Origin of the sequence: Microbacterium sp. AG1240 (assembly GCF_003635115.1) — a bacterium.
In the GTDB taxonomy this organism is placed as follows: Bacteria; Actinomycetota; Actinomycetes; order Actinomycetales; family Microbacteriaceae; genus Microbacterium.
Genome location: NZ_RBXJ01000002.1, coordinates 395,113 through 408,025 on the forward strand (window position 1 = coordinate 395,113; position 12,913 = coordinate 408,025).

The following is a 12,913-nucleotide window of genomic DNA, read 5'->3' on the forward strand; positions in this document are numbered from 1 at the left end:
AGCAAGCCGTGCGACATTTGACCATGAAGAGGAAGCTCCGCCGATGGTGCACCGATCACTCAACTCGAGCGACCGTGAGTACTTCCTTCCGCCGATCATCTGGCCCACTGAACTTCGGGTGCCGCCGAGACCGCCTCTACTGACACACCTCGATCTCGCGCAGTGGATTCGCTTCGGGCGAGCGATTAAAGGACGCGGCGAGACAGCGTACATCGACCTACTCGAAGCTCTGCGTGAGGGCGTTAGAACGGGCCGCATTCGAGTCGTACTGAGTGGAGCCCAGTATCGAGAGGTCATCAAGATCAAGGATCCCGCGCAACGTCGCGTGCTGGCGTCGATCATTGAGGAACTGACTGACTTTACATACCTCGCGAGTCACGTCGACATCCAGCGACTCGAACTTCAGGCGACCCTCGATCATTTGACCGGCACCAGTGGTCTGGGGTTGACACCGATCGACCTGCTGGGGAAGTCGGCCTTGAACGTGGTGGGTAGGGTCGGCGGTCTCCGGATCATAAAGGACGGTGAGGACATAACCTCGAGGCTCCTTGCGGAAGACCCCTCGTGGGTAGAGCGCCTAGCAACCGCCAATCTGATGGCTGAGCGAATGCTCCTGCATGGACCCGACGATGACGAGGCGGCCAAGTTGCGGGCCGACGGATATCAGCCACAAATGGCCGAGCAGCACATCGTAGATAACGCCATCATCGAATCGGACTGGTCCAAACAGATCGACCAGTATCGCAGTTCGCAGCGAATACGCGACCTCGTGATCGCGCGCCATCTCTACCTCGAGTTGATGGACATGCTTGCTCGGGAACAAGTCGCCCGCGGCATCCAGATTCAGAACATCTTCACTACGCCCGCGGGCGGCACCGAGTTCGTTATGAGCATGCCCTCGAGCGCCGTGGTCGTTTCCATGAAAGCGCAGTATCACCAGGATCCCAATCGGACCTGGACGCCGAACGATCTCTACGACATCGATGCGCTCGCGGTCGCGCTCCCATACTGCGACATCGTCTTCGCGGACGCCTCGGCACGCGACGCCGCTTTGAGACGCGGTCTCGACCTCCACTTTGATACCTTCATGCCCCGGAGACCCGAGGACCTCACAACCAGGCTGCGCGCACGACCGACCGTCTAAGCGCTCGAGCCTGCAAAGCCGTTTGTCGAATAAATACCCCCGGGAGCATGACGCTTGCTGATTGTCTGCGGCATCGGAGAGCAGGAGGTGCGCGAGAATCGCTCGTCCGCCGCGCAAGCAGCCCTCAACTGCATGCAGTTCGTGGTGCGGTCGAGCCGCAGCTTGCTGAGCCTTCGGCGCTAGTCGTCGCTCTCGTCTGACCTTTTGCGTTGCAAGGCCGCTTGTATCACGCACATCTTCCGCTCGAAGTCACGAAGTCTCACCGTGACGATCGGCGGGCGATCGAGGGCTTTGAGATACTGTACGACTTCTCTCGAGCGAATCCACGTGCAGTCGTTCTCAAGAACAATCAGGACATTGTGTGCCGGCGGGTGCGGCGTGAGCGTCAACGCACTGATGCGGTCAAGATGCGGTTGAGTCACCCCATAGCGCATAGCGTGGCCGAGGATGGCTGCACGTTGCACATCCAGCCAGTGCCACTGCGGCTCATCGTTTGGGAGCCAGCCATGACCCTGCATCATCTTGATATCGTCGTCGGAGACTCCGGTTACCGTCGACACGTCCTCGGCCGAGACGTACTCTCCTGGTCGCCCGGCCCCTGGGAGCGAACGCACTTCAATCACGGCCTCCTCAGTTATCGCAACATTGAGCAGCCGTCTGCCCTCCTCGAGCAACTGAGACGTCGATCGGAGGTAGAGCGGGGCGCCCGTCGCAGCGTTTACCTCATCCACGAGCCGTGGATCGAGGCCGATGCGTATCCCGCGCGAGACCAGAGCCCAATCGCCGTTGGAAGTGTCGTACCCAACTGCAATGACAGGCTCTGGATTCGATAGGGCGTAGCGGACCGCCTCAGCTAACCAGAGGTAAACACCCTCCGCGTTGTCGGCCTTACCGCTGTCCCGAAACCCGGGAGGCTCCTTCGTTTGGTACCGACAATGAGCTTCTGCGAGGTCGGCTGCCAAGACGTCGGCAGGAGGTCTTGCACGCAGGCCGGTGCGGGCGTCTTTTTCGGACTACCGAGGTTCTCTGGATGCGGGCAAGAAGGGGGTAAGAAAGCCTTGTGGGTGGTCTGACCGCAGAAGGAATGCCTGGTCAGAGTCAAAAAGAGACTGTGCCCCTGGAGGGACTCGAACCCCCAACCTTCTCCTTAGGACGGAGCAGCTCTTCCATTGAGCTACAGAGGCAGGTGCTCCAGTGTATCGAGCGATCCGTGCGTCACGCTCGCCCGGTACCCGCCACGAGAGCTGCGGTGCACACGCCCGGTGCGCCGCAGCTCTCGAAGACCGGCTACTGGTTCAGCGGCTGGCGTCGTACGCGTCGAGGATCGAGGCGGGGATGCGACCGCGCTCGCTGATGTCGTGCCCGTTCTCGCGCGCCCACTGGCGGACGGCGCCGAGGTCGCGGCCGCTCTGCTGGCGGGTGGAACGGCTGCGCGAGGTCGCCGTGCGGGCGGCAGCGCCGACCGAGCGACCGGCGTCGATGAACGGCTTCAGTGCATCGCGCAATTCGGCTGCGTGCTCGGCCGAAAGGTCGATTTCATAGGGGCGACCGTCGAGCGAGAAAAGGACGGTCTCGCCGCCATCTTCGAGGGTCTGACCGTCGAGGTCGTCGATCAGCTGGGTGATCTGCTTACGTGCCATGGGTGATCTCATCTCCTCCCGACCGACTGCGGGTGCGGTCGAGAAATTTCATGGTAGCTCTCTGTGCGAGCGGTCCGAAATAGGCGAAGAATACGATATGGGGATATTCCGCCGACAGCTACGTCAGGTCGCGGATCAGGGCAAGATACCCGCGCGCCTCGCTTTGGTGACGGCAGAATGCCGGGTCGACGCATCCAATTTCGACATCGCCGACGCGAGATACGACTTCACCGTCGTCTCGCGGAGTCCGAGTGATGCACCCACCTCGGAATTCGTCGCCCCCAATGCGGCGCAGGCGAGCACGTCGATCTCTCGCGGTGACAAAGGAACGTCGAGTTCGACCACCGGCGTGCGCTGGTCGCCCGAAAGAGCCGCAAGGCGTTGCTCGAGGCTTTCCAGACGCGTGCGGAGCGCCTCGTCGTCAACGTCCGCGGTGATGCGCCGCAGCTCGGCGTACGTCTCGCGCAACTCTTCCCGAGCGCCCGCCGCGATGGTTTCCGACGCCGGGGGAATGGCGGTGAGCCGGCGATCCACCTCGTCGCGCACCCGCAGCTCGGTAGCCACCTCGGCAGCGACCCGGAAGGCTGGCTGCGCCACGACATCGCCGACGGATGCTTCGTGCCACGCGCCGCAGTACAACACTCCTCGCGCCGTTCCTGTCACGACGATGGGCACCGCGAACAGGGTGGAGATGCCCTCGCCGAGGATCGCCCGGTCGTAGTCGTGCGTGATCGTGCGGGATGTGCGGTAGTCGAGGGCGAGCCGCGGGCGCTTCTCGACGAGCGCCCGCCCGCCGAGACCGCGGTGCGCTTCGACGACGAGGCCGTCGAGGCTGCGTCCGCGGGCACCGACGATCGAGGTGACGTGGACGGCGCCATCGTGCTCGAGGCCTCCGAACGCAACGGGAAAACGCGTGCGCCGGGCGAGATCGCCGACCGCGCGCGAGATCAGCTCGGTCTCACCGACGCTGCCCGTCCGTGCTGCCACGCACTACCTACTTCCGGGGGTGACGGCCTCATCGCCGCCTTCGTAGCGTCGACGATATCACCGGGGTCGCCACCGGCGTCCGCGGTTCTCGCTACCGGTGCAGTGCTGCGCCGGGCCGATGAGGCAAGGAGGCCCCATGTCGGATCCACGCGTCGATGTCACCCCGTCGGATGACATCGATTACATCGCGGTCGAGCAATCGCCGCCGTTCCAAGAACTAAAGAAAGCGCAGCGGAGTTTCATCTTCCCGCTCGCGATCGTGTTCCTGCTCTGGTACTTCGTCTATGTGCTGCTGTCGTCGTTCGCGACGGAATTCATGTCTCAGCGAGTGTGGGGCGACGTCACCGTCGGGCTCCTCCTCGGCCTCGGGCAATTCGTCTCGACCTTCGTCATCACGATGGCCTACGTCGCGTATGCCAATCGCCGTCTCGATCCTCGAGCGGCGGCCATTCGAGCCGACCTCGAACGCGCATCGGGAGGTCGGCCGTGAATGACGTGCTGGGCGCCGTCGATACCGCGGTGCAGACGGTGGAGAACAACCCCGTCCTGAATATCTCGATCTTCGGCGCATTCGTCGCGGTAACCCTGTTCATCGTGATCCGCGCCAGTCGCAACAACAAGACCGCCGCCGATTACTACGCGGCCGGTCGTTCCTTCACCGGACCGCAGAACGGTTTCGCCATCTCTGGCGACTATCTGTCGGCGGCATCGTTCCTCGGAATCTGCGGAGCGATCGCGATCAACGGTTACGACGGCTTCCTCTACTCCATCGGGTTCCTCGTGGCCTGGCTCGTCGCGCTGCTGCTGGTGGCGGAGCTGATGCGCAACACCGGCAAGTTCACGATGGCCGACGTGCTGTCGTTCCGGTTGAAGCAGGGTCCGGTGCGGATGGCGGCTGCCCTCACCACTCTCGCGGTCTGCTTCTTCTATCTGCTCGCGCAGATGGCGGGCGCTGGCGGTCTCGTCTCGCTGCTGCTGGGTATCGGCGACCAGCTCGGTCAGTCGATCGTCGTCGGCGTGGTCGGCGTTCTGATGATCGTCTACGTGCTCATTGGCGGCATGAAGGGCACGACGTGGGTGCAGATCGTCAAGGCGTTCCTCCTCATCGGGGGCGCCCTGGTGATGACGATCTGGGTGCTCGCCATCAACGGGTTCAACCTCAACACGCTGCTCGAGAGCGCGGTGGCCGCGTCGACGAGCGACCCGAAGGATGCGATCCTCGGCCCGGGACTGCAGTACGGCTCGAACCCGTGGGACTTCATCTCGCTCGCCCTCGCGCTGGTGCTGGGAACGGCGGGCCTCCCGCACGTGCTCATGCGCTTCTATACGGTGCCGACCGCGAAGGAGGCTCGCCGCTCGGTGGTCTGGGCCATCTGGCTGATCGGGCTGTTCTACCTGCTGACGCTGGTGCTCGGATATGGCGCTGCCGCCCTCGTCGGACCCGACGTGATCAAGGCCGCACCCGGCGGGGTCAACTCCGCCGCACCGCTGCTGGCGCTCCAGCTCGGCGGACCGGTGCTGCTCGGCTTCATCTCGGCGGTCGCCTTCGCGACGATCCTCGCGGTCGTGGCGGGGCTCACCATCACCGCCGCCGCGTCGTTCGCACACGACATCTACGCGAACGTCATCAAGAAGGGGAACGTCCCGCCCGACGGCGAGGTCAAGGTCGCCCGGCGAACGGTCATCGTCATCGGAGTGCTGGCGATCCTCGGCGGCATTGGCGTGCAGGGCCAGAACGTCGCGTTCCTGGTGGCGCTGGCTTTCGCCGTCGCCGCATCGGCGAACCTGCCGACGATCCTCTACTCGCTGTTCTGGCGTCGCTTCACGACGCGGGGCGCGGTGTGGAGCATGTACGGGGGACTGGCTGCCGCCATCATCCTCATCGTGCTCTCCCCGGTCTTCTGGGGGACGCCGACGAGCGTCTTCAAGAACACCGGTGCGGCGATCTGGCCGTTCAACAACCCCGGCATCGTCTCGATCCCCATCGGGTTCTTCCTGGGGTGGCTCGGTTCGGTGACCTCGCGCCGCAAGGAAGACCCGGCGAAGGCGGCCGAGATGGACGTCAGGTCGTTGACGGGCTTCGGCGCGGAGAAGGCCACCGACCACTGATCGACCCTCGGGGCCCCGGACGCGCATCCGGGGCCCCGACCGCACCGCCGGCGGCCTACACGCCGGCGGTGCGCTCGAGATCGAGCAGGTACTCCTTGACCTCGGGGTGCCCTCCGTACTCGCCGATCGATCCGTCGGAACGAACCACCCGATGCACGGGCACGACGAGCGAGAAGGGAGTGGTGCGGCAGGCCGTGCCGACCGCGCGTGCGGCGCGGGGCTTTCCCGCGAGAGCGGCGACCTCGCCGTACGACGCGGTCTCGCCGTACGGGATCTCGGTCACCGCGGTCAGCGCCTGGAGGGTGAAGCCCCGTGCGAGTCGCCAGTCGAGGCGGAGGTCGAATGCGCGCCGTTCGCCGGCGAAGTACTCGTCGAGCTGCCTCGCGACGAGGGCCCCCGCGCGGTCGTCGTGGTCGGGGACCACCTGAAGCAGCCTCGTGAGGCTCTCGATGGCGTAGGCGCGTTCGTCGTGTTCGAGGCGGAGCGCGACGAGGTCGTCGTCGGCGAAGGCGAGCAGCGCATCGCCCACCGGAGTCGGGTGCCAAGCGGTCGTATACCGGGTCATGTTCCCATCCTCCGGGGCGGCGCCGGCGGGGTCGGATCGTCGTGCGGAAACGGTGGACAAGGATGCTTCGATCCCCGGCTGGGGAGGAAAGGCCGATCATCCGGCGTGTCGGGTAATACCGCGAAACCCCGGAAGGATACCGGCGCGGAGCGCGACGCGCGCCTAGGGTGACTGTCGTGTGGCGAGCAGAGGGCGTCGTAGACGGCGCAGAGGATGACGTGTCGGCGACATCCGTGAACCCCGGTCATCTCGGTCTGTCCGAGCCGGGTGTCTCCGTCATGCATGTCGCCGAACCGGAGCGGGCGCGTATCCGCACCGAGGCCGCCGCGCTCGGCGGCAGATCGACGCTGCTGCGTTTCGACGACGCATCCGATGCGGGTATCGACATCACGAAGGCCCACCCCGGAAGTCTTCCCCAGTTCATCACCGGGCGCTCGACGCTGCTCTCCAACCTCTTCCGCGACGAGGTCGCGCTGCGCACGGCCCGCATGGCCGCCGAGCGCATCACCGCGAAGAACGTCGAACTGCGCACCTCGCGCGGTCTCGAGCCCGTGCACCTCGCCGTCGGCCTCGCCGCCTGGCGCATCGGGGGAGTCGCCTGGTCGGCCCCCGTGCTGCTGCGCCCGCTGGCGATCCGCCGACACCACGGCGACTTCGAGCTCAAGCTGCATGGCTCGTTCATGGTCAACCCCGAGCTGGCCAAGGCGTTCCTGACCCACTTCGGCATCCGGATCGACAGCCTCGCTCTCGCCGGCCTCGCCTACGACCGCGGCGTGTTCAAGCCGCAGCCGGTCATCGACCACCTGCGCGCTCTCACCACCCACATCCCGACGTTCGTCGTGCATCCCCGCCTGGTCATCTCGTCGTTCGCCGACGTCGGCTCGGCCATGGCGCGTGACACCGCCGACCTCGACCACCCCGTGCTGAACGCCCTCGCGGGCCACCCCGCCGACCGCGCCCTCGTGATGCAGCGGCGTCCGGCCCCCGTGGTCGACGGACCCGACGAGCGCGCACCCGCGGCCGATGCGCTGCTGCTCGACGCCGACGCCGAGCAGGAGGCCGTGCTCGCGCGGATCGCCGCCGGCCAGTCGCTCGCCGTTCACACCCTGCCCGGAACGGGCGGCACCCAGACGATCATCAACGCGGTCGGTCGCCTCGTGCAGGACGGGAAGCGGGTGCTCGTCGTGAGCGCGCGCCGCTCCACCCTCGAGGGCATCCGCCACCGCCTCGCCGGAATCGGCCTCGACGGCCTGGCCGTCTCTCCCACGCACATCCGCCGCGACCTCATCCGCGCGATCGGACGCAACGAGAAGGCCGAGCAGCCCCGCGTCTCCGACATCGACGACGCCCTCGTGCGCCTGCGCACAGTGCTGCGCGACTACCGCCACGCGGTCACGGTCGAGCACCCCTCGCTCGGCGTCTCGGCCCTCGACGTACTGCGCACGCTGACCACCCTGGCCGGGCGGTCACCCGCCCCCTCGACCACGACGCGCTTCGACGTCGCGACGCTCGAGGGTCTGGCCGACCGCCGCGCCGAGGCGGGCTCGGCGCTCGCCGCCGCCGCGCGCCTGGGCGAATTCCGCTTCGGCCCCGACGACTCGCCCTGGTACGGGGTGTCGTTCACCCGCACCGAGGATGCCCGTGCCGCGCACGCGCTCGCCGGCAAGCTGCACCGCCGCGACGTTCCGAGCCTGCTCGAGCGCGGGTACGAGCTCATCGCGCAGACGCGCATGCGCCCGTTCCAGACGATCTCCGAGCTCGGCGGCTACCTGCGCCTGCTGCAGGGCATCCGCGAGTCGCTCGACCGCTTCAGCCCCACCGTGTTCGAGCGCCCGCTCGGTGAACTCATCCAGGCCCACGCCGCGCGCCGCGACGCCGGTGAGATGAGCGGCCCCAACCGGCGCAGGCTCAAGCGCCTGTCGCGCGAGTACCTGCGCCCGGGCGTGCACGTGACCGACATGCACGAGGCGCTCGTGCGCATCCAGCAGCAGCGCACCGAGTGGCAGCGCTACGTCGAGGCGGGCGTGACCCCCGAGGTTCCGCTCGGGCTCGCCGACGTCGCGGTCGCTTGGCAGCGCGTCGACGCCGAGCTCGGCGAGCTCGACCAGATTCTCGGTCGCCAGAACTCCGCCCGCATGACGACCCTCCCGGTCGCGCGTCTCGTGCGCACGCTCGCGGGCCTCGCCGCCGAGTCGACCTTCTTCGACAACCTCGTCGAGCGCGCCGAACTGCGCTCGGAGCTCGCCCGCCTCGGCCTCGAGCCCCTCCTGCTCGAACTCTCGGTGCGGCACGTCCCCGAAGACCGCGTCGCCGACGAGCTCGAATTCGCCTGGTGGCAGTCGGCCCTCGAGCACCTCCTGCGCACCGATCGGGCTCTCCTGGGCGCCAACACCTCGGTCGTCGACCGGCTCGAACGCGACTTCCGTCTCGTCGACGAGGCGCACGCCGCAGCATCCGGACCCCTTCTGGCCGCCCGCCTCGCGCAGCAGTGGCGCATCGGCATCGTCGACCTCGCCGACGAGGCCGCAGCCCTCAAAGACGCGCTCAAGCGCGGGGCCACGACGGCCGAAGAGCTCACCGCCATCGCACCGGGCCTGCTGCGCACCCTCGCGCCGGTCTGGCTGGCCTCGCCCTACGAGGTGCCCGAGATTCCCGACACCGACGGCTTCGACGTGGTGCTCATCGCCGACGCCGGCGCGCTCTGCCTGACCGAGGCCGCGCCCGCCCTGCGGCGCGCCGGTCAGATCGTCGTGTTCGGCGATCCCGTGACGCAGAAGCCCACGCCGTTCCGGGTGAGCGCGACCTTCACCTCCGACGAAGACACCGAAGACGAGCAGCCCTTCGACGACGCCTCGGTGTTCGAGCGGTTGGCAGAACTCCTCCCCGTTGAGACCCTCACCCGCAGCTACCGCGCCGGCGGCGAAGACCTCGCCGAGCTCGTGAACGACGCCTTCTACGGCGGCGAGATCGTCTCGCTGCCGTGGGCCGGGTCGTACCTCGGCCGTGGCAGCCTGAGCGTCGACTACGTCGAGGGCGGAACCGGTGCCCCCGACCCCGTCACCGGCGCCGTCGAGAGCCCCGACGCCGAGGTTGCCCGCGTCGTCACCCTCGTGGTCGAGCACGCGGTCAACCGCGGTAGCGAGTCGCTCATGGTCGTCACGGCCAGCAGGCGCCACGCCGAGCGTGTGCGCGCCGCGGTCGAGGCGGCGTTCGCCGGACGCTCCGACGTGTCGGACTTCGTCTCGCGCGACACCGCCGAACCGTTCGCGGTGCTCACCCTCGAGGAATCCGTCGCCGAGAGCCGCGACCGCGTGATCTTCTCGCTCGGGTTCGGCCTCACCAAGCACGGCCGGGTGCTCAGCGACTTCGGCGACCTCTCGACGCCCGACGGCGAGCGGCTGCTCACGGTCGGCATGACGCGCGCCCGCCGCTCGATGGTGATCGTGTCGTCGATCCGCCCATCGTCGTTCGACGACGGACGCCTCGAGCACGGTGCCGCGACCCTCATGGGCATCCTCGGCAACCTGGCCGCGCGCGGCCGCGAGTCGCGCCTCGAAGACCTCGCCGATCCGCTCACGCTGGCGCTCGCGCGCGAGCTGCGCCGCCTCGGGATCGCCGTCGACGTGCACTACCGCGGTCTGCTGCCCCTCGTCGCCCAGCACGGAGGCAAGGCGGTCGTCGCCGAGAGCGACCCCGAGACCGTGGGCGATTCGCTGCGCGAGTCGCTGCGTCTGCGCCCGCAGATTCTCCGTCGCCTCGGCTGGCACTACGTGCGGGTGCACTCGTTCGATCTCTACAGCGATCCGGCGACGGTCGCGGCGCGGATCGCCGCTCTTCTCGGCGTGAAGGTCGACGGCCCGACGGCCGAGTCGAGCACGCAGCCGATCGATGTCGTCGAGTGACCGCCAACGCGTCGAACGCGTGCCGGGCGCGCGTCGCGCGCGCCTGACCCCCGCCCCGGGAACGTCGCCCGAGCCGGTGCCGGCCGATGAGGTGCCGGACGCTGCGCCCGCCACGCCAGCGGGGGAGTCGGGCCCGAACGATGCCCGGCTGAGACAGGACGTCCCCCCGCACTACTGAGTGCGAGGGGACGGTGGGCTGACAGGCGGGCGCTTACGGCTTCGGCGCGTTGCCGCTCTGCTGCTGCTGCTGCTGGAGCAGATCGCGGATCTGCACGAGGATCTCCTGCTCGGTGGGCAGCTGCGATTCCTGCGGCTCCTTGTCGAGGCCGGCCTTGGCGGCGGCGCGCTGCTTCATGAGGTTCATCGGGTGGACGAACACGAAGTACACCACGAGGGCGACCGCGAAGAAGGCGATGACGGCGTTGATGAGGGTGGGGATGGGGAAGACCACGGGGCCCCAGAAACCCTGCACCTCGAACCCGACACTGCCATCCTCGGCCGGCTTCCAGAAGATCTCTATGAGGGGGGTGATGATGCTCGACACGATCGCGTTGACGACCGCGGTGAAGGCGGCGCCGATGACGACGGCGACCGCGAGGTCGATGACGTTGCCGCGGAGGATGAACTCCTTGAATCCCTTGATCACGCTGTGCTCCTCAGTCTCGTGCGCCAGAGCCGGGTCAGGAGCCCGACGGGGCGGCGGATGCCTTCGATTCTGTCTTTCCCGACGACGATGACGTCGACGACGCGGCGGCGGGGGCCGATCCGCTCGATGCCGTCGACGACGCATCCGCCTTCTTGCCCTCGCCGGAACGCGAATCGGTGCGGTAGAACCCGGAGCCGTTGAAGGTCACGCCGATGGAGCCGTACTGCTTGCGCAGCTCGCCGCCGCACTCGGGGCATTCGGTGAGCGAGGCTTCCGAGAACGACTGCACGGTGTCGAAGCGGTGTCCGCACGACTTGCAGGCATAGGCGTAGGTGGGCATGGGGGCTCCTCGGGGAGGGTCAGCGGTTCGCGGAGGCGAAGGTGATGGTCTGCGTGGGGGTGACGATGCCGGAGACGGGCTGGTCGTGCACGTCGCGCGGCACGTCGTCGACGTACTCGGAGTCGAAGACGACGGCGTAGACGGGCGGGCAGCGCTCCATGGAGCCGATCGTCTTGTCGAAGTAGCCGCGGCCCCATCCCAGACGCATGCCGCTGTGGTCGACGGCGGCCGCCGGGATCACGAGCAGATCGACGTCGTTGACCGCGATCGGACCGAGCACCTCGCCGACGGGTTCGGGGAGTCCGAACAGTCCCTCTGCGATCGCGCCGCCCGGTGTGGCCACGACCCAGTCGAGCAGGCCGTCGTCGCGCGAGATCGGCAACAGCACGCGAAGGCCCCGGGCGACCGCGGCTTCGACGAACTCGTGGGTGCCGGGCTCGGTCGTGGTGGAGAGGAAGCACGACAGCGACGTCGCCCCGAGCTTGTCGATGAGCGCATCGAGCTGCGCCTGCACTCCGAGCGCCGCGTCGGCGCGGGCGGATTCGGAGCGATTCTGCCGCCGCTCGCGGAGGTCGGCGCGCAGCGCGCGCTTGGCCTGTTCGATGCGATCGGGCATGCAGACGATTGTACGGGCGTGCTGCGTTAACATGCCCGCCATGCGATCCCGCTAATCTGTTCGCATGCCGCACAAGCCATTCAAGGCCGTCATCCCTGCTGCCGGACTCGGTACGCGATTCCTTCCCGCCACCAAGGCGATGCCGAAGGAGATGCTTCCGGTCGTCGACAAGCCCGCCATCCAATACGTGGTGGAGGAGTCGGTCAAGGCCGGCATCACCGACGTGCTCATCATCCTCGGGCGCAACAAGAACAACATCGCCAACCACTTCGACGCGATGCCCGAGCTCGAAGAGAAGCTGCGTCAGAAGGGCGACCTCGACAAGCTCGCCAAGGTCGAGCACTCCTCGGAGCTCGCCGACATCCACATGGTGCGCCAGGGCGAGCCGAAGGGCCTCGGCCACGCGGTGCTGCGCGCCGAGGGCCACGTGGGCGACCACCCGTTCGCCGTGCTGCTCGGCGACGACCTCATCGACGAGCGCGACCCGCTGCTGACGAAGATGCTCGAGGAGTACGACAAGCGCACCGCCACCGTCATCGCTCTGATGGAGGTCGACCCCGAGCACATCCACCTCTACGGTGTGGCAGCGGTCGAGGCGACCGACGAAGACGACGTGGTGAAGGTCACCCAGCTCGTCGAGAAGCCGTCGAAGGAAGACGCGCCCTCGAACCTCGCCATCATCGGCCGGTACGTTCTCGGACCCGACGTGTTCCGCATCCTCGAGCGCACCGAACCCGGCAAGGGCGGCGAGATCCAGCTCACCGACGCGCTCGAAGAGCTCGCGACCGGCGGCGGTGACGGAGGCGGCGTGTACGGCGTGATCTTCCGCGGGCGCCGGTACGACACCGGAGATAGAGTGGACTACATCAAGGCCATCGTGCAGTTGGCGTCGGATCGCGAAGATCTCGGACCCCAGCTGCGTCCCTGGTTCAAGGAGTTCGCGGCCACGCTCTGACCGCTCGTT

12 protein-coding genes and 1 tRNA gene are annotated in these 12,913 nt (G+C 67.5%); 5 read left to right on the forward strand and 8 right to left on the reverse strand.

Annotated elements, in window-relative coordinates; genetic code table 11:
• The first annotated feature begins 43 nt into the window (after window positions 1-43).
• Window positions 44-1,144 (forward strand): hypothetical protein, encoded by a 1,101-nt coding sequence (locus DEU34_RS10455; RefSeq protein ID WP_147424043.1) that lies wholly within the window; start codon window positions 44-46, stop codon window positions 1,142-1,144.
• 179 nt (window positions 1,145-1,323) lie between these two features.
• Here the strand turns inward: DEU34_RS10455 and DEU34_RS10460 are convergent, their stop codons facing one another.
• The 4 genes from DEU34_RS10460 to DEU34_RS10475 all read right to left on the reverse strand — a co-directional run bounded on the left by DEU34_RS10460 (window position 1,324) and on the right by DEU34_RS10475 (window position 3,771).
• Window positions 1,324-2,133: a PIN-like domain-containing protein gene (locus tag DEU34_RS10460; RefSeq protein WP_259460142.1), complete on the reverse strand. Its 810-nt coding sequence runs from the start codon at window positions 2,131-2,133 to the stop codon at window positions 1,324-1,326.
• A gap of 123 nt (window positions 2,134-2,256) precedes the next feature.
• Window positions 2,257-2,328 (reverse strand) — tRNA-Arg (locus tag DEU34_RS10465).
• A 111-nt stretch (window positions 2,329-2,439) separates the two neighbouring features.
• Window positions 2,440-2,784 carry an Lsr2 family protein gene (locus tag DEU34_RS10470; RefSeq protein ID WP_116647553.1) on the reverse strand — a complete coding sequence of 115 codons (345 nt, stop codon included), beginning with the start codon at window positions 2,782-2,784 and terminating at the stop codon, window positions 2,440-2,442.
• A gap of 135 nt (window positions 2,785-2,919) precedes the next feature.
• A complete protein-coding gene (locus tag DEU34_RS10475; RefSeq protein ID WP_121150108.1) occupies window positions 2,920-3,771 on the reverse strand; it encodes a LuxR C-terminal-related transcriptional regulator in 852 nt (283 codons plus the stop codon).
• A 136-nt stretch (window positions 3,772-3,907) separates the two neighbouring features.
• Here DEU34_RS10475 and DEU34_RS10480 point away from each other — a divergent pair, with 136 nt between their 5' ends.
• Together DEU34_RS10480 and DEU34_RS10485 are read left to right on the forward strand one after the other, a co-directional pair.
• Window positions 3,908-4,261, forward strand: a complete 354-nt coding sequence (locus DEU34_RS10480) for a DUF485 domain-containing protein (RefSeq protein ID WP_121150109.1) — start codon at window positions 3,908-3,910, stop codon at window positions 4,259-4,261.
• Window positions 4,258-5,880, forward strand: a complete 1,623-nt coding sequence (locus tag DEU34_RS10485; protein ID WP_183042432.1) for a cation acetate symporter — start codon at window positions 4,258-4,260, stop codon at window positions 5,878-5,880. The genes DEU34_RS10480 and DEU34_RS10485 overlap by 4 nt, the downstream gene beginning before the upstream one ends.
• Before the next feature lie 55 nt (window positions 5,881-5,935).
• Here DEU34_RS10485 and DEU34_RS10490 read toward each other — a convergent pair whose 3' ends face one another.
• Window positions 5,936-6,445 (reverse strand): methylated-DNA--[protein]-cysteine S-methyltransferase, encoded by a 510-nt coding sequence (locus DEU34_RS10490; RefSeq protein ID WP_121150110.1) that lies wholly within the window; start codon window positions 6,443-6,445, stop codon window positions 5,936-5,938.
• A gap of 278 nt (window positions 6,446-6,723) precedes the next feature.
• Here DEU34_RS10490 and DEU34_RS10495 point away from each other — a divergent pair, with 278 nt between their 5' ends.
• A complete protein-coding gene (locus DEU34_RS10495) occupies window positions 6,724-10,347 on the forward strand; it encodes an AAA family ATPase (RefSeq protein WP_259460143.1) in 3,624 nt (1,207 codons plus the stop codon).
• A gap of 211 nt (window positions 10,348-10,558) precedes the next feature.
• Here DEU34_RS10495 and mscL read toward each other — a convergent pair whose 3' ends face one another.
• Genes mscL through DEU34_RS10515 form a run of 3 tightly spaced genes read right to left on the reverse strand, consistent with a single transcriptional unit; the run spans window position 10,559 to window position 11,949 of the window.
• A complete protein-coding gene (gene mscL / locus DEU34_RS10505; RefSeq protein ID WP_121150113.1) occupies window positions 10,559-10,993 on the reverse strand; it encodes a large conductance mechanosensitive channel protein MscL in 435 nt (144 codons plus the stop codon).
• A gap of 34 nt (window positions 10,994-11,027) precedes the next feature.
• Window positions 11,028-11,333 carry an FmdB family zinc ribbon protein gene (locus DEU34_RS10510; RefSeq protein ID WP_121150114.1) on the reverse strand — a complete coding sequence of 102 codons (306 nt, stop codon included), beginning with the start codon at window positions 11,331-11,333 and terminating at the stop codon, window positions 11,028-11,030.
• A 19-nt stretch (window positions 11,334-11,352) separates the two neighbouring features.
• Complete coding sequence (locus DEU34_RS10515; protein WP_121150115.1) at window positions 11,353-11,949, reverse strand: 5-formyltetrahydrofolate cyclo-ligase; 597 nt, start codon at window positions 11,947-11,949, stop codon at window positions 11,353-11,355.
• Window positions 11,950-12,013: 64 nt separating this feature from the next.
• On the opposite strand from DEU34_RS10515, the gene galU reads away from it, so the two are divergent.
• Window positions 12,014-12,904 carry a UTP--glucose-1-phosphate uridylyltransferase GalU gene (gene galU / locus DEU34_RS10520; protein WP_121150116.1) on the forward strand — a complete coding sequence of 297 codons (891 nt, stop codon included), beginning with the start codon at window positions 12,014-12,016 and terminating at the stop codon, window positions 12,902-12,904.
• Window positions 12,905-12,913: the final 9 nt, after the last annotated feature.

Bases quoted from the DNA above. Each gene is read 5' to 3' on its own strand.
- DEU34_RS10455 (WP_147424043.1), top strand. From the start codon at position 44: ATGGTGCACCGATCACTCAACTCGAGCGACCGTGAGTACTTCCTTCCG.
- DEU34_RS10470 (WP_116647553.1), bottom strand. From the start codon at position 2,784: ATGGCACGTAAGCAGATCACCCAGCTGATCGACGACCTCGACGGTCAG.
- DEU34_RS10480 (WP_121150109.1), top strand. From the start codon at position 3,908: ATGTCGGATCCACGCGTCGATGTCACCCCGTCGGATGACATCGATTAC.
- DEU34_RS10490 (WP_121150110.1), bottom strand. From the start codon at position 6,445: ATGACCCGGTATACGACCGCTTGGCACCCGACTCCGGTGGGCGATGCG.
- DEU34_RS10495 (WP_259460143.1), top strand. From the start codon at position 6,724: ATGCATGTCGCCGAACCGGAGCGGGCGCGTATCCGCACCGAGGCCGCC.
- DEU34_RS10510 (WP_121150114.1), bottom strand. From the start codon at position 11,333: ATGCCCACCTACGCCTATGCCTGCAAGTCGTGCGGACACCGCTTCGAC.
- DEU34_RS10515 (WP_121150115.1), bottom strand. From the start codon at position 11,949: ATGCCCGATCGCATCGAACAGGCCAAGCGCGCGCTGCGCGCCGACCTC.
- galU (WP_121150116.1), top strand. From the start codon at position 12,014: ATGCCGCACAAGCCATTCAAGGCCGTCATCCCTGCTGCCGGACTCGGT.